At 72.8% G+C, this 23,138-nt stretch carries 19 protein-coding genes and 1 pseudogene; 8 read left to right on the top strand and 12 right to left on the bottom strand.

Annotated features, from left to right (window positions below):
- Positions 1–3 precede the first annotated feature (3 nt).
- The 3 genes from ABTW87_RS14205 to ABTW87_RS14195 all read right to left on the bottom strand — a co-directional run bounded on the left by ABTW87_RS14205 (position 4) and on the right by ABTW87_RS14195 (position 3,769).
- Positions 4–945: an ABC transporter permease gene (locus ABTW87_RS14205; RefSeq protein ID WP_350651222.1), complete on the bottom strand. Its 942-nt coding sequence runs from the start codon at positions 943–945 to the stop codon at positions 4–6.
- Between the two features lie 75 nt (positions 946–1,020).
- Complete coding sequence (locus ABTW87_RS14200; protein ID WP_350651221.1) at positions 1,021–2,031, bottom strand: ABC transporter permease; 1,011 nt, start codon at positions 2,029–2,031, stop codon at positions 1,021–1,023.
- Between the two features lie 100 nt (positions 2,032–2,131).
- Complete coding sequence (locus tag ABTW87_RS14195; protein WP_350651220.1) at positions 2,132–3,769, bottom strand: peptide ABC transporter substrate-binding protein; 1,638 nt, start codon at positions 3,767–3,769, stop codon at positions 2,132–2,134.
- A 221-nt stretch (positions 3,770–3,990) separates the two neighbouring features.
- Here ABTW87_RS14195 and ABTW87_RS14190 point away from each other — a divergent pair, with 221 nt between their 5' ends.
- A complete protein-coding gene (locus ABTW87_RS14190; RefSeq protein WP_350651219.1) occupies positions 3,991–4,725 on the top strand; it encodes a PIG-L deacetylase family protein in 735 nt (244 codons plus the stop codon).
- A gap of 36 nt (positions 4,726–4,761) precedes the next feature.
- Here the strand turns inward: ABTW87_RS14190 and ABTW87_RS14185 are convergent, their stop codons facing one another.
- Positions 4,762–5,451, bottom strand: coding sequence for a response regulator (locus ABTW87_RS14185; protein WP_502891579.1), 690 nt, complete (start codon positions 5,449–5,451; stop codon positions 4,762–4,764).
- On the bottom strand, positions 5,448–6,713 hold the full coding sequence (locus ABTW87_RS14180; protein WP_350651217.1) for a PspC domain-containing protein: 1,266 nt from the start codon (positions 6,711–6,713) through the stop codon (positions 5,448–5,450). Before ABTW87_RS14180 ends, ABTW87_RS14185 begins: the two co-directional genes overlap by 4 nt.
- 172 nt (positions 6,714–6,885) lie before the next feature.
- On the opposite strand from ABTW87_RS14180, the gene ABTW87_RS14175 reads away from it, so the two are divergent.
- From ABTW87_RS14175 to ABTW87_RS14165, 3 genes and pseudogenes are all read left to right on the top strand, one after another.
- Positions 6,886–8,502, top strand: a complete 1,617-nt coding sequence (locus ABTW87_RS14175) for a PspC domain-containing protein (RefSeq protein ID WP_350651216.1) — start codon at positions 6,886–6,888, stop codon at positions 8,500–8,502.
- Positions 8,499–8,744, top strand: a pseudogene (locus ABTW87_RS14170) (hypothetical protein); the annotation flags it as partial. The gene ABTW87_RS14175 and the pseudogene ABTW87_RS14170, both read left to right, overlap by 4 nt.
- Positions 8,745–9,275: 531 nt before the next feature.
- A complete protein-coding gene (locus ABTW87_RS14165; RefSeq protein WP_350651215.1) occupies positions 9,276–10,529 on the top strand; it encodes a phosphatidylserine decarboxylase in 1,254 nt (417 codons plus the stop codon).
- Positions 10,530–10,619: 90 nt separating this feature from the next.
- On the opposite strand, the gene ABTW87_RS14160 is transcribed toward ABTW87_RS14165, so the two are convergent.
- From ABTW87_RS14160 to ABTW87_RS14150, 3 genes are all read right to left on the bottom strand, one after another.
- Positions 10,620–11,522, bottom strand: a complete 903-nt coding sequence (locus tag ABTW87_RS14160) for a CDP-alcohol phosphatidyltransferase family protein (RefSeq protein ID WP_350651250.1) — start codon at positions 11,520–11,522, stop codon at positions 10,620–10,622.
- A gap of 376 nt (positions 11,523–11,898) precedes the next feature.
- Positions 11,899–12,807 (bottom strand): NUDIX hydrolase, encoded by a 909-nt coding sequence (locus tag ABTW87_RS14155; protein ID WP_350651214.1) that lies wholly within the window; start codon positions 12,805–12,807, stop codon positions 11,899–11,901.
- 111 nt (positions 12,808–12,918) lie between these two features.
- Positions 12,919–13,866 carry an NUDIX domain-containing protein gene (locus ABTW87_RS14150; protein ID WP_350651213.1) on the bottom strand — a complete coding sequence of 316 codons (948 nt, stop codon included), beginning with the start codon at positions 13,864–13,866 and terminating at the stop codon, positions 12,919–12,921.
- Between the two features lie 144 nt (positions 13,867–14,010).
- Between ABTW87_RS14150 and ABTW87_RS14145 the strand changes: the two genes are divergently transcribed.
- Entirely contained in the window at positions 14,011–14,319 is a 309-nt protein-coding gene (locus ABTW87_RS14145; RefSeq protein ID WP_350651212.1) for a PspC domain-containing protein, read from the top strand.
- A gap of 7 nt (positions 14,320–14,326) precedes the next feature.
- On the opposite strand, the gene guaA is transcribed toward ABTW87_RS14145, so the two are convergent.
- Positions 14,327–15,880: a glutamine-hydrolyzing GMP synthase gene (gene guaA / locus ABTW87_RS14140; RefSeq protein WP_350651211.1), complete on the bottom strand. Its 1,554-nt coding sequence runs from the start codon at positions 15,878–15,880 to the stop codon at positions 14,327–14,329.
- Positions 15,881–15,891: 11 nt separating this feature from the next.
- Positions 15,892–16,770: a bacteriorhodopsin gene (locus ABTW87_RS14135; RefSeq protein WP_350651210.1), complete on the bottom strand. Its 879-nt coding sequence runs from the start codon at positions 16,768–16,770 to the stop codon at positions 15,892–15,894.
- Positions 16,771–16,933: 163 nt separating this feature from the next.
- On the opposite strand from ABTW87_RS14135, the gene ABTW87_RS14130 reads away from it, so the two are divergent.
- Together ABTW87_RS14130 and ABTW87_RS14125 are read left to right on the top strand one after the other, a co-directional pair.
- Positions 16,934–17,641 carry a bacteriorhodopsin gene (locus ABTW87_RS14130; protein ID WP_350651209.1) on the top strand — a complete coding sequence of 236 codons (708 nt, stop codon included), beginning with the start codon at positions 16,934–16,936 and terminating at the stop codon, positions 17,639–17,641.
- Entirely contained in the window at positions 17,638–18,687 is a 1,050-nt protein-coding gene (locus ABTW87_RS14125; protein ID WP_350651208.1) for a Brp/Blh family beta-carotene 15,15'-dioxygenase, read from the top strand. Before ABTW87_RS14130 ends, ABTW87_RS14125 begins: the two co-directional genes overlap by 4 nt.
- 12 nt (positions 18,688–18,699) lie before the next feature.
- Here ABTW87_RS14125 and ABTW87_RS14120 read toward each other — a convergent pair whose 3' ends face one another.
- Positions 18,700–20,394, bottom strand: a complete 1,695-nt coding sequence (locus ABTW87_RS14120) for an FAD-dependent oxidoreductase (protein WP_350651207.1) — start codon at positions 20,392–20,394, stop codon at positions 18,700–18,702.
- A 147-nt stretch (positions 20,395–20,541) separates the two neighbouring features.
- On the opposite strand from ABTW87_RS14120, the gene ABTW87_RS14115 reads away from it, so the two are divergent.
- Positions 20,542–21,660 carry an LCP family protein gene (locus ABTW87_RS14115; RefSeq protein WP_350651206.1) on the top strand — a complete coding sequence of 373 codons (1,119 nt, stop codon included), beginning with the start codon at positions 20,542–20,544 and terminating at the stop codon, positions 21,658–21,660.
- 15 nt (positions 21,661–21,675) lie between these two features.
- Here ABTW87_RS14115 and ABTW87_RS14110 read toward each other — a convergent pair whose 3' ends face one another.
- Positions 21,676–23,136 carry a M1 family metallopeptidase gene (locus tag ABTW87_RS14110; RefSeq protein ID WP_350651205.1) on the bottom strand — a complete coding sequence of 487 codons (1,461 nt, stop codon included), beginning with the start codon at positions 23,134–23,136 and terminating at the stop codon, positions 21,676–21,678.
- Positions 23,137–23,138: the final 2 nt, after the last annotated feature.

Genomic DNA, 23,138 nt, shown 5'->3' with positions numbered 1-23,138 from the left:
CGCTCACCGGAACTTCGGGTCGAGGGCGTCACGCAGGGCGTCACCCATGAGGATGAAGGACAGCACTGTGCCGACCAGCAGCCCGCAGGGGAAGAGCAGCAGCCACGGGTCCTCCAGGAAGTAAACCTGGTGGGCCGAGATCATGATGCCCCAGGACTGCGTTGGCGGCTGGAGCCCGACACCGAGGAAGGTCAGCGTGGCCTCCGCGGTGACGAACGCGCCGAGCACGATGGTGGCGTACACCAGCATCGGCGCGATCGCGTTCGGCAGGATGTGCCGGAACATCAACCGGCCGTTGGTGGCGCCCACCGCCTTGGCGGCGTGCACGTAGTCCAGGTCCTTCGAGGAGATGACGCTACCGCGCATGATCCGGGCGATCGTCGGCCAGCTCAGCAGGAAGAGCACCCCGGCGATGGTCCAGATGTTCTGCCGCTTGATGACAGTGAGGAACACGATCGCGCCGAGCAGGAACGGCAGCGAGAAGAAGATGTCCATCAGCCGGGAGATGATCGTGTCGGTCCAGCCGCCGTAGTAGCCGGCGAGCATGCCGAGCACGCCGCCGACGATCACCATGGCGCCGGTGGCCATGATCGCGATGGTCATCGAGGGGCGGGCACCGTAGATGGCGTGCGAGTAGTAGTCGCAGCCCAGCGTGTCGAAGCCGAACGGGTGGTCCCAGCTCGGGGGGATCCGGGACCGGTCGGTGGTGCAGTCCCGCGGGTCCTGGCTGGTCCACAGCTTCGGGAAGGCCGCCATCGAGCCGACCACGAGGACGTACAGGAACGCGATCACGAAGACCGGGTCACGCACCAGCTGCCGGCGGGCGTCCGCCCACAGGCTCGCGCTGCGCTCCTTTCCGCCCGTGGCCGCGGTGTCCGCGCCCGGGCCGTGACCGCCGATGGGGGCGCCGCCGACCGCGGTGCCGGCGCTCGTCAGGTCACTCATGTCCACACCTCGTTTCGCATCGCCCTGCCGTGGGCCGCCGGGGTCGCCGGCGGCCGGTTCCTGACCACGGTGCCGTCACTCATAGCGGATCCTCGGGTCGAGGACGGCGTACAGGAGGTCGACCAGCAGGTTGGCGACCAGGACGACAAGCACCAGCATGGTCACCACGCCGATGACCACGGACGACTCACCGGTACGGGCCGACAGCGTCACCAGCCGGCCGATGCCGGGCACGTTGAAGATCGTCTCGGTGACCACCGCGCCGGCCATGGCCGAGCCGATGTCGACACCGAGGAAGGTGATCACCGGGATCAGCGAGTTGCGCAGCGTGTGTACGCCGATGACCCGCTTGTTCGCCAGGCCCTTGGCCCGCGCCGTCCGGACGTAGTCGGCCCGGATGTTCTCCATGATGCTGGTCCGGGTCAGCCGGGCCGTGGTGGCCAGTGAGACCGCGCCCAGCACCATGCCCGGGATCACCAGGCTGGCGAAGGGATAGTCGGGCTTGAAGCCCGGACTGAAGACGCCGTTCGAGAGGACCTCGGGGATCCACGTCTGGTCACGCAGGACGTTGCCGAACTTGACCCCGACGAACTCCCGCACCACCACACCCAGCACGAAGATCGGCACGGAGATCACGAAGACGGTGCTGATCTTCACCAGGTTGTCCGCGAAGCTCCCACCCCGCAGGCCCGCCCACACACCGGCGGCGATGCCGACGACCGCCTCGAAGACGATCGCGATCACCAGCAGCTTCAAGGTGTACGGGATGGCATCGGCCACCAGGTCGGTGACCTCCCGCTGGCGCAGGTTGATGCCGAAGTCGAACTGGAAGAACACGCCGGTCACCCGGTCGGCGAACAGACCCAGGCAGGGGTTGAACCTCTGGTCGAGGCAGGGGTCGGCGTACCCCAGCCGCTCGGTGACCGCTTCGAGCAGGGCCGGCGGCGGGGTCCGGTCGCCGAACAGCGCCCGGACCGGGTTTCCGCTGAACTGGATCGCCAGCGAGGTGATGTAGTGGAGCAGGAACATGGTGCCCAGCACGGTCGGGATGAACTGGAGCAACCGTCGAATGACGTAGCGCCCCATGTCGGGGTCTCCTCTCGGCGCTGACGTGGCGGCAACGATCACCCTGGTGGGGAGACCGTTGCCGCCACGTCGTGTTACGGCTGGATCAGGATCCTGAAGCTCAGTTCTGCTTCAGCGAGGTCGCACCGTAGTCGGCGTCCGAGACGGCGTTCCAGACGAACTTGTCCACGTTCTCACCGTAGACCGCACCGACCTTGTTGAACCACATCGGGATGACCGGGAGCTCCTCGACCAGGATGTCCTCCGCCTTCTGGTAGAAGGGGATCGCCTCCTCGACGGTCTTGGCCGCGTCACCCTGCTTCAGCAGGCTGTCGAACTCGGGGTTGCTGAAGGTGGAGTTGTTGCTGTCGGCACCGGTGCTGTACAGCGGAGCCAGGTAGGTCTCCAGGAACGGGTAGTCCGGGCCCCAGCCGAGGCGGAACGGACCGGTGAACTTCTTGCTGTCCGCGGTCTCCAGGTACTCGGCGAACTGCAGGTTGACCTTCAGCTCGTAGTCGATGCCCAGAGCGGCCTTGATCTGGTCGCCGACCGCCTGCAGCCACTGGTCGTGACCCGCACCGGCGTTCGCCCACAGGATCAGCTTCTTGCCCGCCGGCCAGCCGCCGGCCTCGGCCAGGAGCTGCTTGGCCTTCTCGACGTCCTTCTTGCAGTACTGGCAGACGTTCTCGCGGGCGCCCTGGAAGGTCGGCGCGACGTAGCCGGTGGCCGGGGTGAACCGGCCGTCGAAGACGGCGTCGATGATGGACTGCCGGTCGATCGACAGCGAGAGCGCCTGGCGGATCCGCTTGTCCTTGAACTCCGGCTGGTACATCGGCATGCCGACGTAGGTGAAGCTGTCACCCGGCTGCTCGTAGAGGCGGTCGCCGTAGGTGGACTTCGCCTCCTTGTACCGGGCCGGCGGCAGGGTGTAGAGCACGTCCAGCTCGCCGGCCTGGAAGGCGGCGTAACCGGCGTCGATGTCAGCGAAAATCCGGTAGGTGATCTTGTCGGGCTTGCCCGGGTCACCCTTCCAGGTGTCGCTGCGGACCAGGTTGATGGCGACGTTGTGCTGCCAGCTGCCCTCGATCTTGTAAGGGCCGTTGCCGATCGGGGTCTCGTTGCACTTGTCCGCGTCGTCGACACAGGCCTGGGCCATCGGGAAGAAGCCCGAGTAGCCGATGGTGGTCGGGAAGCCGGAGAAGGGCTCGCTCAGCTCGACGGTGAAGGTCAGGTCGTCGACCTTCTTCAGGCCGGAGAGCTCCTTGGCCTTCGGCTCCGGGGCCTTCTTCGGGCCCTCGCCGTCCGGGTCCTCCGACGAGACGTCCTTGATGCCGGCGATCCGCTTCATGAAGTAGCCGTTGTTCTGGGCGTTCGGCCCGTAAGCGGCGTAGTTCCACGACCGGATGAAGGCGTCGGCGTTGACCGGCTCACCGTTGTCGAAGGTGTAGCCGCTCTTGATCTTGATCGTCCAGAGCTTCTGGTCGTCCGAGGTGATCGACTCGGCCAGGTCGTTCTCCGGCGCGGCGGTCTCCGCGTTGTACCTGACCAGACCACGGTAGAGCTGACGGATCACGTAGATCGACGGCTCGTCGTCACCGGCGGAGGGCAGCAGGAACGCCGGCTCCGCGTTGTAGACCCGGAGCTCGCCGCCGGCCTGGCCGGCAGCGTCGTCCGGGTTGTCACCGCCGCCGCTGCAGGCGGTGGCCAACATGGCGGTGGCGGTCGCCGCGACCGCCACCTTCAGGAATTTCCCGCGCATGGGAGTGCCTCCTCAGGGCGCTCGGCTCACGAGGGGGTTGTGAGGTGCCTGCCACTGTGACACCCGATGCGCGCTGGCGGGAAGGCGTGTTATCAAGCCGATACCCGGCCGGGACGGTGCGTACACCCACCCGGAGGCGGCTCCACCGCGCCCAGGAAGGCATGGTAGGAGCTGCGGGAACGCTCCCCCCGGCCGCTCCGCGGCCGTAGGCTCGAGCCACGATGACCTTCCCGCCCTCCGCCGCTCCCCTGGCCGACGTCCGCCGGATCCTCGCCATTTTCGCCCATCCGGACGATGTCGACTTCGGCTGTGCGGGCACGGTGGCGGCCTGGACGGACGCCGGGATCGACGTCGCATACCTCCTGGTCACGCTCGGTGACGCCGGAGGCTGCGGCGACACGCCCCGGCCGGACCTCGTCCAACTGCGCGAGGAGGAGCAGCGCGCGGCGGCAGCCGCCGTCGGCGTCCGCCAGGTCGACATGCTTACCGGGTACGCCGACGGGACGCTCGCGCCGACGCCGCGGCTTCGCCGCGACCTCACCGCCGCCATCCGGCGGTTCCGCCCGGACCGGGTCCTGACCAGTTCGCCGCTTCGCCGCTGGGAGCACATCGCCGGCCCCGGACACCCGGATCACCAGGCCGTCGGCGAGGCGGCGACGTGTGCGGTCTACCCGGACGCCCGCAACCCGTCCGCCTTCCCGGACCTGCTCGCGGCCGGGCTGGAGCCGTGGGTGGTTCGGGAGGTCTGGTACGCCGGCGGCCCGTCGCCCGACCACGCCGTCGACGTCACTGAGAGTTACGAACGCAAGGTCGAGGCGATGCGGGCCCACCGGTCGCAGACGGCCCACCTGGACGTGCCCGCCTTCGTACGCGACCAGCTGGGCGCGATCGGGGCGGACGCCGGTCTGCCGCCGGGCCGACTCGCCGAGGCGTTCACCGTCCTACGGACGGAGTGAACGGCCGCCGCACGGCCCGGACGGCGTCGCCGCCCCTCAGACCAGCCGCCGGTCGGCCGCCCAGCGGGACAGCTCGTAGCGGTTGGACATCTGGAGCTTGCGGAGCACGTTCGACACGTGCGTCTCGACCGTCTTGATCGAGATGTACAGCTCCTTGGCGATCTCCTTGTACGCGTACCCCCGGGCGAGCAGGCGCAGCACCTCCCGCTCCCGGTTGGTGAGCTGGTCCAGCTCGGGATCGGACACCGGCGCGTCCGGGCGGGCGGCGAAGGCGTCCAGCACGAACCCGGCCAGCCGGGGACTGAACACCGCGTCGCCGTCGGCCACCCGACGGATCGCCGCCGCCAGCTCGTCCGGCGAGATCGTCTTGGTGACGTAGCCCCGGGCACCGGCCCGGATCAACCCGATCACGTCCTCGGCGGCGTCCGACACGCTGAGCGCCAGGAACCGCACGTGCGGGTGCGAACGCCGCATCGCCTCGAGCACCGCGCGGCCGCCGCCGTCGGGCATGTGCACGTCGAGGAGTACCACGTCGGGTTCGGTGGCGGCGATCCGGCTGACCGCCTCGGCCACCGTGCTCGCCTCGCCCACCACCTCGACGTGCACGCCCAGCTCGGCACGGACACCGGCCCGGAACATCGCGTGGTCATCGACGAGGAACACCCGCAGCCGCTCCGGGGCCCCGCCCGCTTCCTCGACCGGCTCCGTCGTCTGGTCCGCCATCATCTGTCCCTTTCCGCCGTGGACGTGTCGCGGGAGATCGGCAGGATCAACCGGACCTCGGTCCCCTCCCCCGGCTCGGACCGGATCTCCGCCCGGCCACCGTGCCGCTTCATCCGCCCGATGATCGAGCCCCGGACACCGTGCCGGTGGTCCTCCACCGTATCCGGATCGAAGCCCTTCCCCCGGTCCCGGACGAAGACGCTGACCTGTTCGGGCTCCACCTCGGCGTAGAGCGAGACGGTCTGCACCCCGGCGTGCCGGGCCGCGTTGACCAGGGCCTCCCGGGCCGCGGCCACCAGCGCGCCGACCCGCTCGTCGGTGTCCCGGTCACCGACCACCACCGTCTCCACGGTGATCGCGAACGTGTCCTCCACCTCGGCGGCCGCCTGTTCCAGTGCGGCGGCGAAGCGCTCGGCGGGCGAGGCGGTCGGCTTGTAGAGCCAGTTGCGCAGCGAGCGCTCCTGGCCGCGGGCGAGCCGCGTCACCGTCTTCACGTCCCCGGCGTTGCGCTGGATCAGCGCGAGGGTGTGCAGCACCTGGTCGTGCACCATCGCGGCCAGCTCGGCCCGCTCCTGCTCCCGGATGCGCCCCTCGCGCTCCGACCGGAGCTGGTTCCACGTCCGCCACAGCACCGGCGCGGCGACCACCCCGACGCCGGCCAGGCCGACCAGCGCGAAGATCACGCCGTTGAGCACCGCGTCGAAGTTCTGCGCCGGGGAGTAGACCGCCGCGACGCCGATGATGCCCACCGCGACCAGCAGCCCACCGCCGATGAACCGGAGCACGAACGCCCGCCGGTCGCTCTCCTCGACCACCGCGCTCAGCCAGGGCACCGGCATCGCCTCGCCCCACTGCCGCCGCCGCTCGGGCGCGGACTGGTGCCAGATCAGCCCGGCGCCGACCGCGATGATCGCGACGAGCCAGCTGGCGGTGCCGGCGGCGCCCACCGAGTTGAAGAGGGCCATCTGGAGCATCAGCACCACGAGGCCGATCGCCACGAACGGCAGGAGCTGGGCCACGTCCCGGCGCGGCGGTACCGTCGTGTCGCCGGGCCGCAGCGGCACCACGGCCCAGAAGGCGGCGTAGAGCAGCAGGCCGAGACCGCTGAGGCCGAGCAGCACCATGAAGGCGACCCGGACACGGAGCACCGAGACGCCGAGGTGCTCGGCGATGCCCGCGGCGACCCCGGCGGCCATCCGGTGCTCGGGGGCGCGGTAGAGGCGAGGGGGCTGGGTCACGGAACTGATCGGTGGCTCCCTGGTCACGAAGGGTACGGTGTGGGCGACGGTCCGCTGCCGGCGCCGGTTCGATCGTCACACGGCGCACCGCCGCAGGGCCACGGGGACGCCCCGGACATCCGCCCACCCGGGATCTCAGGGTGGGGTCAGGGTCTCCTCCTGAGGTCGTCGGCGCCCCGCCGGGAGCAGGATCGAGGACATGACCGAGGAAGCCGCCCAGCGCCCGACACCCGGGCCGACGCCGCCACCGGCGGCGTCCGCGCCGGCCGGCGGGCCGAACCCGCCGTGGGATCCGACCGGGGTGCCGCCGTACGCGGCGGCCACCGCCCCGCCTCCGCCGGGCGGTGGCACCAGCTTCACCTCCCGGTACGGGCTGGTGCGCCCGCACGACGGCCGCTACCTGGCCGGCGTCTGCGCGGCGATCGGCCGCGCGACAAACACCGACCCGGTGCTCTGGCGGGTGCTGCTCGCGGTGCTGGGCTTCTTCGGCGGCATCGGCATCCTGGTGTACGTCTCCGCCTGGCTGATCATCCCCGGGGAGGGTGACACCGCCTCACCGGTCGAGTCGATGCTGGGCCGGGGCCGGTCCAGCATGTCCCCCGTCACCGTGATCGTGCTCAGCATCCTGGTTGCGGTCAGCTTCGCCTTCATCGTCACCGACGCGTTCCGGGCCGTGCTGCTCGGCGCGGCGATCCTGATCTGCGGGGCGTTGCTGTTGAACCGGGACCGCCCCGGCGGGTCGCCGGTCGGCCCCACACCACCCGGTCCGGCCGGCGCGCCACCCGGTCCGGCCGCCACGCCGGCCGCCCCACCGCCCGGGCCGGTGCCGCCGGTGAGCTACCCGGCCCCGACCGTGCCCCCGACGACCGGTGCCGCCGAGCCGCGGCCCTTCGGCGCGGCGCCGGCCGAGCCCACCCTCGAGATGCCGCCCGCCCCGGCACCGGTGGAGCCGACCGCGGAGCTGCCCCGGCCGGACGCGCCGCCCACCGTTCCGGCGCCGACCGCCTGGCCGGCCACGCCGGCGTGGGCGCCGCCGCCGAGCACGCCGGCGATGCCCTCCGCCGCGCCGCTGCCGGGCGGCTACCGCCCGCCGTTCGCCCCGCACGGCCCGTACGCCGGGTCGGCCGTGCCGGCCGCCGCACCGCCGGTGCCGGCGAAGCCACCGCGCGCGCCGAAGCGGCCGCGCGAACGGTCCGCGCTCGGCGCCGTGACCTTCTCGCTGATCTTCCTCGTCCTCGGTCTGGTGGCCGTCCTCGACCTGGCGGGCGTGTTCCCGGTCGGCGCTTCCGCGTACTTCGCGGCGGCCCTGGCCACCACCGGACTCGGCCTGCTCGTCGGCACCTGGTTCGGCCGGGCCCGCTGGCTCATCGCGCTCGGCCTGGTCACGGCCGCCGCGCTGACGGTGGCGACCGTCGCCGAGTCGTACGACCGGATCCGGGGCGTGGACGGTGCGGTGACCTGGGCACCGGCCAGCCACGCCGAGCTCGCCAACCGGTACGAGAACAGCTTCGGCGACACCGTGCTCGACCTGCGTTCGGTCGATTTCGCCGGTAAGGACACCCAGATCACGCTCGCGGTGAACTTCGGCAACGCGACGGTGGTGGTGCCCCCGGAGGTCGACGTGACGACGGTGTCCGACGTCAACGCCGGTCACGCGATCGTGTTCGGACACCGGTCGGGAACCCTTGACGACCGCGCGGGTGGCCTGGACGGTCCGCTCCGCGATCGCACCGACCTGGGCGCGGACGGCCCGGGCGGCGGGAAACTGCAGCTCTACATCCACGTCAACGCCGGCAACCTGGAGGTGACCCGGTGAGGGCGCACCGCACCGATCTCGTGTCCCTGGCGTTCGGGCTGCTCTTCGTGGGCCTCGCCACCTGGTGGCTGGTCGCCCGGCTGCTCGGGTTCGTCCTTCCGCCGGTCGGCTGGTTCCTGGCCGGGGCGCTGCTGCTGATCGGTGTGCTCGGGCTCGTGGGCGCACTCCGGGCGGCCCGGTCGGCCGGCCCGTCGGAGGCGCCGGCCGGCGCGCCGGAGGGGGCGACCGGAGCCGGGCTGGCGGCCACCGGAGCCGCCCCGGCGGTGCCGGACGCGACCACGCCGGCGGTGTCCGTCCCGCCGGCCGCGTTCGGGGGGTTCGACCGGCGGGAGTGGGACGTGTCCGCCCCGGTGTCGGGTACGCCCGGCACCGGGCCTGCGGAGACCGGACAGCGGCCCGGGGCCACCGGGGCCGGCCGCCGGGACGAGGCTGACGAGTGGCCGGGCGCTCCCACCACCGGCGACGGGCGGGAGGAGGCCGACGAGTGGCCCACCGACGCGGTCACCGACCGCGTCGCCGAGGCCGCCGAGGACCGGCCGGCGGACGTGGCCGCGGATGTCCCGCCGGCACCGCCGGCAGGGGGCGCCCCTCGCTGAGCACGGCTGTGCGCAGCCGGCGCGGCGGCGCATATGCTGACCGGTGGAGCCCGTCCCGGCCGGCCCGCCCCGGGTCTGCCGGCTCGCCCCGCACCCGCCGGCCGGCCCGCGGCCCGCGCCGGCCGTGTCGGATTCCGCCGCACCCGTCGTCCCGACCCTGTCAGGAGCCCGCCCGACATGACCCAGTCCCCCGCCGTGCGCCCCTCCGGCCGGTCCGGTCCGGTCCGCATCGGCGAGCGCGCCGCCCGTACCCTCGTCGCCGAGTTCGCCCGGATCAACGACCCGAAGGCCGCCCTGCTGGTCGGTGCCAGCCCGGAGTCCCCGGTGCTGGCCGCCGCAATCGAGGCGCTGCTGCCCGGCGACACGCTCACCGTCGTGCCGGCCGCGTCGTCGAGTGCCGCGCTGCTGCGCGAGCACGTCATCGCGCAGGGCCGCTGGGTCGCCGACCGGGTCCGGGTCGTCGACGCGCTGGCCGAGGCCGAGGTCGCGGCGGTGGCGATCGCCGGCGAGCCGTTCACCGGAACCGCCGAGGAGACCCGCGCCACGATCGACGGGCTCGGGAAGTACCTCGCCGACGGTGCGGTGCTCAGCGTCGCCGCGCCCGCCACGCCGGGACGCACCGCCGGGGCCGCCGACGAGTTGGACCGCCAGGGCGCCCTGCACGGTGTCGGGAGTGACCTGGTGCTCCGCAACAGTCCGCCGCTGCGGGTGCACCGGCTGCGGTTCACGCCGGCCGACGCCGCGGCGGCCACCGTGCTGGCACCGGCGTACCGGCCCTCCAGCGTGCCGCTGACCCGCACCATGCACATCGACTCCAACGGGGTGGCCGCCGTGGGCATCACGCTCGGCCTGGCGGCGCTGGCCCGGCTGACCCGCCCGACGTCGAAGCTGTGGCTGCTGCCCGCCCTGGCCGCCGCGCCGGTCGCGGCCTTCTTCCGCGACCCGGAGCGGGACGTGCCGGAGGACCCGTCGGCCGTGGTCGCGGCCGCCGACGGCCAGGTGCTCTCCGTGCAGCGGCTGCACGACGAGCGCTTCGGCGACGGCGAGTGGCTGCGGGTCGCGGTCTTCCTGTCGGTGCTCGACGTGCACGTCAACCGCTCCCCGGTGGCCGGGAAGGTGGTCGACTACTTCGTGGCCGACGGCGGCTTCGCGAACGCGATGAAGCCCGAGGCGGAGCACAACGTCGCCGCGTACACGGTGCTGGACACGACGCACGGCACGGTGGTCGTGGCGCAGCGCACCGGGCTGATCGCCCGGCGGATCGTGCAGCGGGCGCCGATCGGGGCGCTGCTGGCGAGGGGCGAGCGGTTCGGGTTGATCCGGTTCGGCTCCCGCACCGACGTCTACCTGCCGGCCGCGGCGGCGGATCCGCTGGTCGGGCCCGGCGACAAGGTGGTCGGGGGGTCGAGCGTCATCGCCCGCTGGCGGTGACCGCGGCAACGGCAACGGGCCGCGGATCTCCGCGGCGAGAACGGGAAGGGGCGCCGCGGAGATCCGCGGCGCCCCTTCGCTCGTACGGGGTCAGACGGTGCGGCGCTGCCGCAGCCAGAGCACCGGCCCGCTGAGCAGGTAGCCCACCACGATCAGGGCGAAGGTGAGCCGGATGTCGACAAGCGCGCCGACCACCGGAGCCAGCCAGACCCACGGCGGCAGCTTCACCAGCCGGGCGAGCTTCGCGTACGGGAAGCTGGAGACCATCGCGAAGGCGAGCAACGCCACGCCGCCCAGCAGCACCTTCCCGGAGACCGGCAGCTCGATCGCGACCGTCAGGGCGAGCACGGCGGCGGCCATGGTCGTCGGCACGCCGCAGAAGAAGCGGCCGTCCTTCGGTGACACGTTGAACCGGGCGAGCCGGATCGCGGCGCAGGCCGCGACGAGAGCGCACGCCACGGCGGCGGCGGCCGGCGGTACCGTGCCGGCCAGTGAGGCGTAGACCACGACCGGGGCGGCGAGCCCGAAGGAGCACATGTCGGCCAGCGAGTCCATCTGGGCGCCGAACGGGCTGGCGACGTTGAGCTTGCGGGCGAGGGCGCCGTCGAGCCCGTCGAACGCGACGCAGGCGATCAGGCAGAGGGCGGCCATCCGGACCTCGCCCTGCATGGCGAGGAAGATCGCCAGCATGCCGAGCATGAGGCTGGCCAGTGTGCAGGCGTTGACCAGCGCGAACTTCATCCGTCGGGTCATCGTCCGCTCGCCGGGGAGCAGCGGGATCGACATCGCCGCCGGCTCGTCGAGCGGGCCCGCCGGGGCGAGCGCGGGACTCACCGGGACGATCGCCTCGATCTCGGCGTCGTACCGGCGGTAGCGGCGGTCCGCGTACGGGTGCTCGACGAGCGACACGTCGGTGCCGGTGCGGAGGTCACCGTCGCGGCGACCCACCCGGACCAGCAGCACCTGGCGGGCGAACGTGCCGCTGCGGCGCAGCCGGCCCGCCCATCGACGCCCTGCGGGGCGCGGACTGTCTGTCGTACGACGCCGGCGCCATGGGGCTCTCGGCACGTTTCCTCCATCACCGGATCGACTCACCGCCTCGGCGGCGGGTGTCCGGCTGTCTCGTGCCGGACCTTGCTGGACCGGCAGCCGTTTTGCGGAGTACACCATCGCATAGGGGAACGGGAGTTGGCGATAGTTGCCGGCGGTAGTTATATCTCCCTTAAACCGCGCGAACCACTCGCTTATTCCCATCACGGGCTGCATCGCCCGTTTCATCGTCAACTCCCATACTCGAATGTACCGGACCCCGCCCATACCGTCGCGGCGAGCGATCTGTCCCGAGGTACGGCCGGGCGGGGCCGACGGTTCAGCGGAGCCGTCCACCGATCGCCCGACCGGCGACGTCGGTGAGCCGGAGCCCGGCCGTCTCGGCCATGGTGAACCAGCCCGCCCGGGCGGTCGACCCACCCGCCAGCTCGGTCACCCGCGGCTCGGTGGGTTCGTCGACCGCCACCCGGTAGACCACCCGGACGGTGTGCCAGTCCAGCGGACGGCCCTCCGGGCCGAGCGCGGCCGGGTTGTGCAGGCTGTCCACGCCGATCAGCTCGACGACCCGCCCCAACTGGCCGGATTCCTCCACCAGTTCACGAAGCAGCGCCGGCTCGGGCGCCTCGCCGTGGTCGGTGCCACCGCCGGGCAGGTGCCAGCTCCCGGCGCCCGGGTAGCCCTCCGCGATCTGGGTCAGCAGCACCCGCCCGTCCGGGTCGCGCACCAGCCCGTACGCCCCGAAGCGCTGCCGCCGGTCGGGCGGGGGCGGGGCGGCCTCGGCGGCCGGCAGGGCGGTGGGCAGCCCGGGCGGCAGGGGGGTGGCGGCCAGGCCGAGCAGTTCGGCGGTGAAGGGCATCAGCGGCACGGTCGCCGGCGCCGCGGGAGCGAACCACCGCAGCTCGTCGCTGCCGCCGGACGGTTCCGGCCGGAGCGCGCCGCCAGGCGCGGTCACGTCGAAGATCAGCCGGTCGGTGTGCACGGCGACACCGGCGAACGCGGCCACGTCGGCCACCGCCGCCCGGACCCCGGTCACCGCCACGACCAGCCCGGTCTCCCCGGCGACCTCGCGGACGACCGCGTCGGCGGGGTGCTCGGCGTGCGCCAGGCCGCCGCCCGGCAGCCGCCAGATCCCCGGGTACGGGCACGCGGCCGAGCCCCGGACGAGCAGCACCCGCCCGTCGGTGTCCCGCAGGACCCCGTACGCCGCCACCCGCCGCCGCTGCTCCACCGGCCAGCTCCCCCGCCCGTCTTCGGTCGATCATGAAGTTATCGCCGTCGACACCGGCGTGTCCCGACAATAACTTCATGATCACCCGTGGCGCGGGCGGGTGGGTGGTGGTCAGGTGAGGCGGGCGGCCTGGACGGCTTCGGCGGTCACCTCGGTCAGGCGGTCTGTCGGGAGAGCACCCAACTCCTCCTTGGCGAACCAGCGGGCCTCACAGGTGGAGCCGCCGACGTCGGCGACCGTGGGCGGGGCGGGCTTGTCGACCACGACCCGGTAGAAGGCACGGACGCCGTGCCAGTCGATCGGGTAGCCCTCCGGGCCGAGCGAGGCCGCATCCCGGTGGCTCGCCACCCCGAGCAGCTCGACCAGGCGCCCGGTCTGCCCGGTCTCCTCGACCAGTTCCCGGATGAGGGCCGCGCCCGGCTGCTCGCCGTAGTCGGTGCCGCCGCCGGGCAGGTGCCAGCAGCCCGCGCCCGGGTACCCGTCGGACACACGGGTGAGCAGCACCCGCCCGTCCGGGTCGGTGACGACCGCGTACGCGGCGAAGCGCTGAGCACGGTGCAGGCCGTCCGGCCCGGGGACCGCGTAGAAGGAGGGGAACTCGGGCGGCTCGTCCGGCACGATGTCCGCCGAGGAGGCCGGCAGGCCGAGGGCCCGCGCGGTGAACGACCGCAGGGGCAGCTCACGGGCCTCCGCGAGGGTGACCCAGCGGGCCAGGTCGGTGGGCCGGTCGACCCGGTCGGTGAGCGTCCCGCCCCGGACCGACACCTGGTAGATCAGGCGGTCGGTGTGGATGGTGATGCCCCGCTCGGGCAGCGCCCGCATGTCGGCAAGCACGTCCTTGAGGCCGGCGACGCTGACCGAGAGCCCGGTCTCGGCCGCGGTCTCCCGGACGACGGTGTGCTGCGGATCCTCACCGTGGTCGACCGCGCCCCCGGGCAGCGACCACGTGCCGGGGGTGCCGGAGCGCTCCGATGCGCGGACCAGCAGGACCCGACCGACTGAATCAGTGGAAACTGCGTATGCCGCGATCCTGCGCAGCGGCTCCAGCATGGTGGTCACGGAGCCAAATTCTCCCTGCAACGGGTTACCGGCATCGAAAAGAGTCGGATTCCTGACTCAATGCTCCCGCATCAGGGGCAGGTCAGGGTATGGATCCGGGCGGTCACCGAGGTCGATCGAACGCCGGGCGTGGACCGTGGAGGTATGACAACCACCGGTATTCCCCAGGCCCCGTACAAGCAGCTCCGCCGCCCCGTCACCGACCGGATGGTCGCCGGGGTGGCCAGTGGAGTCGGTCGCTACTTCGGCGTCGACCCCACCCTGGTCCGGGTGATCTTCGCGGTCGCCGGACTGCTCACCGGCGGGCTCGCGCTGCTCGCGTACCCGATCATGTGGTTCCTGATGCCGGAGGAGCCCGCCAGCGCGCCCGCCTGGCCGCACCCGACGGCGCAGCCGACGCCGGAGGCGACAATCGCGCCGGAGACCCGGACGCCGGAGAGCCCGACCGCGTGAGCCCGGCTCACTCCCACTCGATGGTGCCCGGCGGCTTGCTGGTCACGTCCAGGACCACCCGGTTCACCTCGGCGACCTCGTTGGTGATCCGGGTGGAGATCCGGGCGATCAGCTCGTACGGCAGCCGGGACCAGTCGGCGGTCATCGCGTCCTCGCTGGAGACCGGGCGCAGCACCACGGGATGCCCGTAGCTGCGCCCGTCTCCCTGCACGCCCACGCTGCGCACGTCCGCCAGGAGCACCACCGGGAACTGCCACACCCCCCGGTCCAGGCCGGCGGCGCTCAGCTCCTGCCGGGCGATGAAGTCGGCCCGGCGCAGCACGTCGAGCCGCTCCCGGTCGACCGCGCCGATGATCCGGATGGCGAGGCCGGGCCCCGGGAACGGGTGCCGCCAGACCATCGCCTCGGGCAGGCCGAGCTGGAGGCCGAGCGTGCGGACCTCGTCCTTGAAGAGCGTGCGCAGCGGCTCGACCAGGGCGAACCTCAGGTCCTCCGGAAGGCCGCCGACGTTGTGGTGGCTCTTGATGTTGGCGGTGCCGGTGCCGCCGCCGGACTCGACCACGTCCGGGTAGAGAGTGCCCTGCACCAGGAACTCGACGTCGCCGTGCGCGGCGATCTCCCGGGCGGCGGCCTCGAAGACCCGGATGAACTCCCGGCCGATGATCTTGCGCTTCTGCTCCGGGTCGGTCACGCCGGCCAGCGCCTCGAGGAACCGGTCGGCCGCGTCGACCACCTTGAGCTTGATGCCGGTCGCGGCGACGTAGTCCTTCTCCACCTGCTCGGCCTCGCCCGCGCGCAACAGGCCGTGATCGACGAAGACGCAGGTCAGCTGGTCACCGACGGCCTTGTGCACGAGCGCCGCGGCGACCGCGGAGTCGACGCCGCCGGAGAGGCCGCAGATGATCTCCTTGTCGCCGACCTGCTCGCGGATGCGGGCCACCTGCTCGTCGATGATGTTCTCGGGCGTCCAGGTGGGCTCGATGCCGGCGATGTCGTACAGGAAGCGGGTCAGCATCTCCTGGCCGCGCGCCGTGTGCCCGACCTCGGGGTGGAACTGGACGCCGGCACGGCGGCCGGCGACGTCCTCGAAGGCGGCGACCGGCGCGCCCGCCGACTCGGCGGTCACCGTGAAGCCGGCCGGGGCCTCGGTCACACAGTCGCCGTGACTCATCCAGACCGGCAGGTCGTCGGGGAGGTCACGGAGCAGCACGCCGGCGTCCGCCCGGGGGTGCAGCGGGGTGCCTCCGTACTCCCGGCTGCCCGTCCTGGCGACCGTGCCGCCGAGGGCCTGGGCCATCGCCTGGAAGCCGTAGCAGATGCCGAAGACCGGAACACCCGCCTGGAACATCCCCGCGTCGATCTGCGGGGCGTCCGGGGCGTAGACGCTGGACGGGCCGCCGGACAGGATGATCGCGGCCGGCTCCTTCGCCAGCATCTCGGCGACCGGCATCGTGTGCGGAACGATCTCCGAGTAGACCTTCGCCTCGCGCACCCGGCGCGCGATGAGCTGGGCGTACTGGGCTCCGAAGTCCACCACCAGGACGGGGCGAGGCGTGCTCATGCTCGAGAATCCTACCGACCGGGACCGGCCGGGCCGCGCCGCCCGCCCCCTCCGCGACGGCCCGTGACGCCGCCGGCGTCCGTCATGCCGCCACGGGGTGCGGCCACCTCGTCATCGCCGGCGGGCCCGTACCCCTCGGCCACACTCACCTGCCGCGCGATGATCCCCAGGAGCACCCCGTAGACCACCTTCGAGACGATGTCGGCCACCGTGTAGGTGATCTGTCGGGCCACCACGCCGTCGGCCGAGTCCCACAGAGCCGGCATCAGGTACGCCCCGGGGTACAGCAGCCAGGAGATCAGCACCAGCCACCACACCGCCCGGGCGGTCCCGCGGGCCGATTCGGGCAGCCGGGCCAGGTTGCCGAAGATGATCCGTGCCACCAGGACGAGCAGCAGCCCGAAGAAGGCCGTGCTGACCAGGCCCCACACCCAGTACGGTGCGTCCCGTTCGACCTCGTGGAACTGCCCGACGTACCCGGTGTAGATCATGGCGAGGCCGCCGGCCACGAACGCCACCCAGGCCCGGTGGAACCTACGGCCGGTGACTCCCATGACGACAAGCAGCTGGATCAGCAGCACCGGCACGTCGATGGACCAGTTGACGTACCGGTACCCGTTCGAGAAGAGGGTGCCGGCCTGGACGAAGGCGGTGCCGTCCCAACGGAAGGCGCTGATCCAGCGCTGGTAGAGCAGGAACAGCTCGAAGAAGGCGGAGACCATCACGACGGCGGAGAGCACCGAGGTGAGCCGGTACCGGGGGGCGATGGTGCCGCGGGTGACCAGGAAGTAGACCAGCCCGGCGGCCATCACGGCGAAGCCCAGGCTCAGGACGTGGGAGATCAGGGTGTACTGATCCACGTTGTACGAGAAGGTGTTCTCGAAGTTCACATCCACCTCCGACAGCCATACCGCTTGAGGCAACTTTGCCCCTTAGATCCGTTTACCGTATGTGGTGACAGCCGGGACGCGACCGCGATCGCACATCTGCGACCCGGGCGGCGACGGGTCGGCACCCGTCCGGACACACAGCGGACCGGTGAGGGGCGGGGGCATGACCGGCTGGTGGCAGTGGGGCTACGTCGCCGCCATGGCGGCCGGCGTACTCCTCTTCCTGCGCCTGTGGGCCGACCCGAGAGGCGTGCCGACGGTGGAGTACCTGGTGGCGCTCGCCGTCCCGCTCTGGTCCGGCCTCTGGTACACGTTGCTGTCCCTCGGCGGCGGCCGCGCCGACGGCGGCGACCACACGGTCTACTGGGCGCGGTACGCCGACTGGGCGGTGAGCGCCTCCCTACTGCTCACCGCGCTGGCCCTCACCGCGACGCACGCCCTGCCCCACCGGCACCCCCGGCTGCTGACGGCCCTGGTCGGCGCGAACCTGGCGATGATCCTCAGCGGTCTCCTCGGTGACTTCGCCGCCGAGCCGTGGCCCCGGTACCTGTTTTTCAGCCTCGGCGCCCTGGCCCTGCTCGCCATCTTCGCCGTGATCTACGGACCGCTGCGTGCCATCGCCCGCCGCCAGCCCACCGCGCTGTACCGGGCCTACCGGGAGGCGGCCCTGCTGCTCGGCGTGCTCTGGGTCGGGTATCCCGTGTTCTGGCTGCTCGGACCGTCCGGAGTCGGGCTGCTCGGCGCCACCACCGACACCGCCCTGTTCGTTCTGCTGTCCATCGCGTCGAAGGTGGGCTGGGGCGCCCTCGACCTCGCCCGGCTCCGGGAGTTGGTTGGCCGGGGCGAACTCCCGCTCGGAAACCCCGGGTGACCGCCCCGGCCGCCGACGACGCCACCCGGCCGGAGCCCGGTGTCACCTGCCCACCGGCGGCAGGGCCACCGGACCGGGGCGGCTCGCCACGCCACCCGGCCGGCCGGGTGCTGGCCCGGGTCGGCACGGCGTCCGTGCTTGTCGCGCTCGCCCTGCTCGTGCTGGTCCCGGTCCTGCGCCGGTACGGCCTGGACGACTTCACCCCGTTCCTGGTCGCCGGGCTGCTCCTCGGCGTTCCCCACGGCGCGGTCGACCACCTGGTGCCCGCCTGGCTGTCGACCCGGGCCCGTCCGCTGTCCGTCCGGCTGGCGACCCTGCTCGGCTACGCCATGGTCGCCGGTGCCGCCCTGGTGGCCTTCCACGCCGTGCCGGCCCCGGCCCTGCTCGCCTTCCTCGTCCTGTCGGTCGCCCACTTCGGTGCCGCCGACGAGGCATTCCATGCCGAGCTGGCCGGGCGCCGGATCCGGTACCCGGTCGTCGGGGTGCTCGCCCGCGGCGGCCCGCCGGTGGTCGTACCCCTGCTGCTGTGGCCCGACACGGTCGACCCGCTGCTCGCGTCGGTTGCCCCCGGCGTTCCGGTCCTGCTCACCGCCGAGATCCGGCTGCTGGCGGCGGCCTGCCTGCTCGCGGCCGTCGCGACGACCGCCGTACGGGGACTGCGGGCGTCCCGGGTGACCGAGGCGGTGGAGCCGATCCTCCTGGTCCTGGTGTTCGCCACGGTGCCGCCCACGCTGGCCGTCGGCACCTACTTCGCCACCTGGCACTCCGGACGGCACATCGCCCGGTTGCTGCACGGCGACCCCGCCAACCGGGCCGACCTGGCCGCCGGCCGTCTCGGGCCGCCGTCGCGCCGCTTCGCCCGGCGTGCGGCGCTGCCCACCCTCGCCGCGGTCGCCGTCCTGACGGCGTTGGTCGGCTGGCCGGGCGGGCCGGTCGATCCGCTGCCCGCCACCGTCGCCGTACTGGCGGCGCTCACCGTCCCGCACGCCGCGCTGGTGGCCTGGATGGACCGCGTCGCACCGCCGGCACCCGGCCCGGACCGGTGACGGCCCGGCCGGTCAGCGGAGCGCACCCGGGGCGTCCGCCGGCACCGCCGGGTTGCGCGGGGGCACCGGGTCCAACCGGCGGTACGCCGAGCCGACCGGCGGGCGGGGGTCCTCGTCGCCCTTGTTGGGCCAGAAGGACATGGCGCGTTCGGCCTGGGCGGTGATGGTCAGGCTCGGGTTCACGCCGAGGTTGGCCGAGATCGCCGCGCCGTCGACGACGTGCAGCCCCGGGTGGCCGTACACCCGGTGCCAGGGGTCGACGACGCCCTCGTCGGCGGTCGCGCCGATCGCCGCGCCGCCCAGGATGTGCGCGGTCACCGGGACGTTGAACGGCTCGGTGACCGAACCGCCGGGCACCCCGCCGATCTCCTCGGCGAGCAGCCGCACCGCCTGGTTCCCGGCCGGGATCCAGGTCGGGTTCGGCGCGCCGTGGCCGGGGCCGGAGACGAGCCGCCGGCCGAACAGCCCCCGCCGCACGCGGGTGGTCAGCGAGTTGTCCACCGACTGCATGACCAGGGCGATCACCGTACGCTCCGACCAGTTGCGGACCGAGAGCATCCGGGCCGCCACGACCGGTTGCCGGGCGATGGCGGCGAGCCAGCGGCGCAACCGTCGCGGCCCGCCGTCGACCAGCAGGGACTGGAGCAGGCCCATGGCGTTCGAGCCCCGCCCGTAGCGGACCGGCTCGATGTGCGTCTGTGGGTCGGGGTGGAACGAGCTGGTGATCGCCACGCCCTCGGTGAAGTCGAGCCGCTCCGCCCGCGCCCGTGGGCGGGGCACCGCCGCACCGAGGATGGCCTCCGAGTTGGTCCGGGTCAGCTCGCCCAGGCGGGACGAGAGCCGCGGCAGCGCCCCGGTCGCCTTCATCTCGTGCAGCAGCCGCTGGGTGCCCAGCGCGCCGGCCGCGAAGACCACCTGGTCGGCGTGGAGCACCTGGCGCCGCTTGCGCAGCCAGGCGCCGGTGCGGACGGTGTGCACGGCGTACCCGCCGCCGTCGACCGGCCGCACGGCGGTCACGGTGGTCAGCGGGTGCACCTCGACGCCGAGCTTCTCGGCCAGCCACAGGTAGTTCTTCACAAGCGTGTTCTTCGCCCCCCGCCGGCAGCCCGTCATGCAGGCGCCGCAGTGGGTGCAGCCGGTGCGCTCGGGGCCGGCTCCGCCGAAGTACGGGTCCGCCGCCCGCTGCCCCGGCCGCCCGATGTACACCCCGACCGGGGTGGCGTGGAAGGTGTGCCCGACCCCCATCCGGTCGGCCACCGCGCGCATCGCCCGGTCCGCTCCGGTGGTGCGGGGGTACGTGGTGACGCCGAGCATCCGCTTCGCCTGGGCGTAGTGGCGGGCCAGTTCGTCCCGCCAGTCGGTGATGTCCCGCCACTGGGGGTCGGCGTAGAAGGCGTCGAGCGGTTCGTAGAGGGTGTTGGCGTAGACGAGCGAACCGCCGCCCACCCCGGTGCCGGAGAGCACCAGGACGCCGCCGCCGGACCGCCGGTCCGCCGCCCGCAGCAGGGTGATCCGCTGGAGGCCGTAACAGCCCAGGCGGGGCGCCCAGAGGAAGCGGCGCAACCGCCACGACGTCTCCGGGAACTCGTCGTCGGCGAAGCGCCGGCCCGCCTCCAGGACACCGACCCGGTAGCCCTTCTCGGCGAGTCGCAGCGCGGTGACGCTGCCGCCGAAGCCGGACCCGATGACGAGCACGTCGTACCGCATGAAGGCATCATTACCGGCCGGTAGCCATCGCGCCAGGGCCAGTTTTACCGCGATCATGGACACCCATCGACGGACCGCCGTGCATCGGGAGCAACCCGACGCCCCGGTCAGCGCGTCCCGTCGGGGAACACGGGGAGGGGTGGCCGGATGGTCGACGGATTGCACGGGCGGCACCGATGGCGGTGGGCGCTGATCATGTCCACCGTCGCCGTCCTGCTGACCGCGAGCGCCGTGACGGTGGTCCGCGCGCTCACCGAGGGCGGGCCGGAGCGGACGGTCACCGCGACCGGCGGCACCCCGGCGCCCAGCGCCACACCCTCGCCCAGCCCGAGCGGCCCGCCGCCGGGAGCGAACCTCACCGGGCCGCTGAACCTCCTGCTGGTGGGGGTGGACACCCGGGTCAGCGTGCCCGGGTGGAAACCGCACGCGGACGCCGTCCTCCTCCTGCACGTGCCGCCGGGGCTGGACCGGGCGTACCTCTTCGCGCTCCCCCGCGACCTGCTTGTCGACATCCCGGCGTTCCCGGCGGCCGGCTACCGGGGCGGCCGCACCAAGCTGACCCACGCGATGAGCTACGGCAGCCGGGTGCCGGACGCGCCGAAGCGGCCCGACACCGCCCAGGGGTACGAGCTGCTGCGGGCCACGGTCGCCGGCTACACCGGCCTGAGGATCGACGCCGGCGCGGTGATCACGTTCGGCGGCTTCGACCGGCTGGTGGACACCCTCGGCGGCGTCGACCTGCGGATCGACCAGCGGGTGGTGTCGCAGCACCGCCGGCCCGACGGCCGACACCGCGAACTGAGGCCGGGCGGCGGCGGATACCTCGGCCCGCAGATGGTGTACGAACCGGGCGTGCGCCACCTCAACGGCTGGCAGGCGCTTGACTACGCCCGGCAGCGCTACCTCAGCGGCGGGGCCTACTCCCGCCAGCGCCACCAGCAGCAGCTCCTCAAGGCGCTCGCGACGAAGATCCTCGACGAGGGGCTGGCCCGCGACCCGGACCGCGTCGAGCAGGTGGTGGCCGCGCTCGGGGACACGCTGATCCACGTCGGCGGGCCACGCATCGTGGACATCGCGTACGCCCTCGGCGGCCTGGACCCGGAGCGGCTGGTGCTGGTCGGTCTGCCCGGCGCCTCGGTCGGCCGGGGCAGCGGCTACCGGGGCGAGCAGCTCACCCGGGTCGGCCGGGGATTCCTCACCGAGCTGCGGGCCGGGCGGGTCGAGGCGTACCTCGCCGCCCACCCCGAGCTGCGGTTGGCGAGCTGACCCGGGCCGACCGGCTCAGAGCGGCTCGGGCGCCGCCGGCTTCTCGGTCCCGTACAACCAGGCGTCGAAGAGCTTGTCGAGCTGCCGGCCGGAGATCCGCTCGGCCAGCTCCACGAACTCCGCGGTGGTGCCCGTGGCGTTGCGCTGCTCCTGCGCCCACGTCTTGAGGATCCGGAAGAAGGCCTGGTCGCCGACCGACACCCGAAGCGCGTGCACGGTCATGGCACCGCGCTCGTAGACCGACTCGCTGAACAGGTTCGCCACACCGGGCCGGCCCGGCGGGGTCCGCCACACCGACGCCGGCACCCGCGCCCTCGCCCGGTCGAACGCCGCCTCGGCCGTGCCGTCGCCGCTGTGCTCGGCCCACAGCCACTCCGCGTACGTGGACAGCCCCTCGTTGAGCCAGATGTCCGCCCACTTCTCCAGCGCGACGCTGTTGCCGAACCACTGGTGCGCCAGTTCGTGCGCGACCACGCCGGTGTTCTCGCCCTGCCGGAAGAAGCCCGCCGAGTAGACCGGGCGGCTCTGCGTCTCCAGCGCGTACCGGATGCGGTCGTCCGAGACCACCACGCCGCCGTACGCCTCCACCGGGTACGGGCCGAACACGCTCTCCAGGTAGTCCGCCACCTCGACGGTCCGGGCGATCGACGCGTCGGCGGCGCCCTTGGCCACCTTCGTGGTCACCGCGTGGAACACCGGGCGGCCCTTGTGTTCGCCCTGGGTCAGCCGGAACTTCCCGATCGCCACGGTGCTCAGGTAGCTGGCCATCGGCGTGTTCTCGGCCCACTTCCAGGTGGTCCAGCCACCGGTGCTGCTCTTTCCGCCCGGCACCCCGTTGCTGACCGCGGTCAGGCCGTCCGGGACGGTGATCTCGAACTGGTAGGTGGCCTTGTCCGAAGGGTGGTCGTTGACCGGGAACCAGGTGCTCGCCGACTCCGGCTGCCCCAGCGCGATGGCGCCGTCGCCGGTGTGCAGCCACCCGCCCTCGCCGAGCACCTCGTTCTTCAGCGCCTTCGGCACGCCCGCGTAGGTGATCTCGGCGACGAACCCGTTGCCCGACACCAGCCCGGCGGCCGGCGTCACGACCAGCTCGTTCTTCTCCCGCCGGTGCTTCGCGGCGGCGCCGTCGACCGTCACCTCGCTGACCGTCAGCCCGGCCAGGTCCAGATTGAACGACGACAGGTCCGTCGTGGCGGTGGCCCGCACGGTCGTCACGCCGCTGAGCCGGTCCTTCGCCGGGTCGTAGCGGACCTTCACGGTGTACGCCGTGACGTCGTACCCGCCGTTGCCGTAGCTGGGGAAGTACTCGTCGCCGACCCCGGCCGCCCCGGGCTTGAAGCTCCGCGCCGACGTCGCCACCGCCGGTGAGTCGAGGGGTGCCGCCTCCGGGGTGGACGATTCACAGGCGACCAGACCCAGTGAGCCCACCATCAGCAGGCCGAGGGCCAATCCCGTACCTGGACGCACGCGTACCATCC

Source organism: Micromonospora sp. NPDC126480 (assembly GCF_040302465.1).
Taxonomy (GTDB): Bacteria; Actinomycetota; Actinomycetes; order Mycobacteriales; family Micromonosporaceae; genus Micromonospora.
Note: the sequence above shows the minus strand (reverse complement) of the source record. Positions and strands in the feature narration are given on the sequence as shown.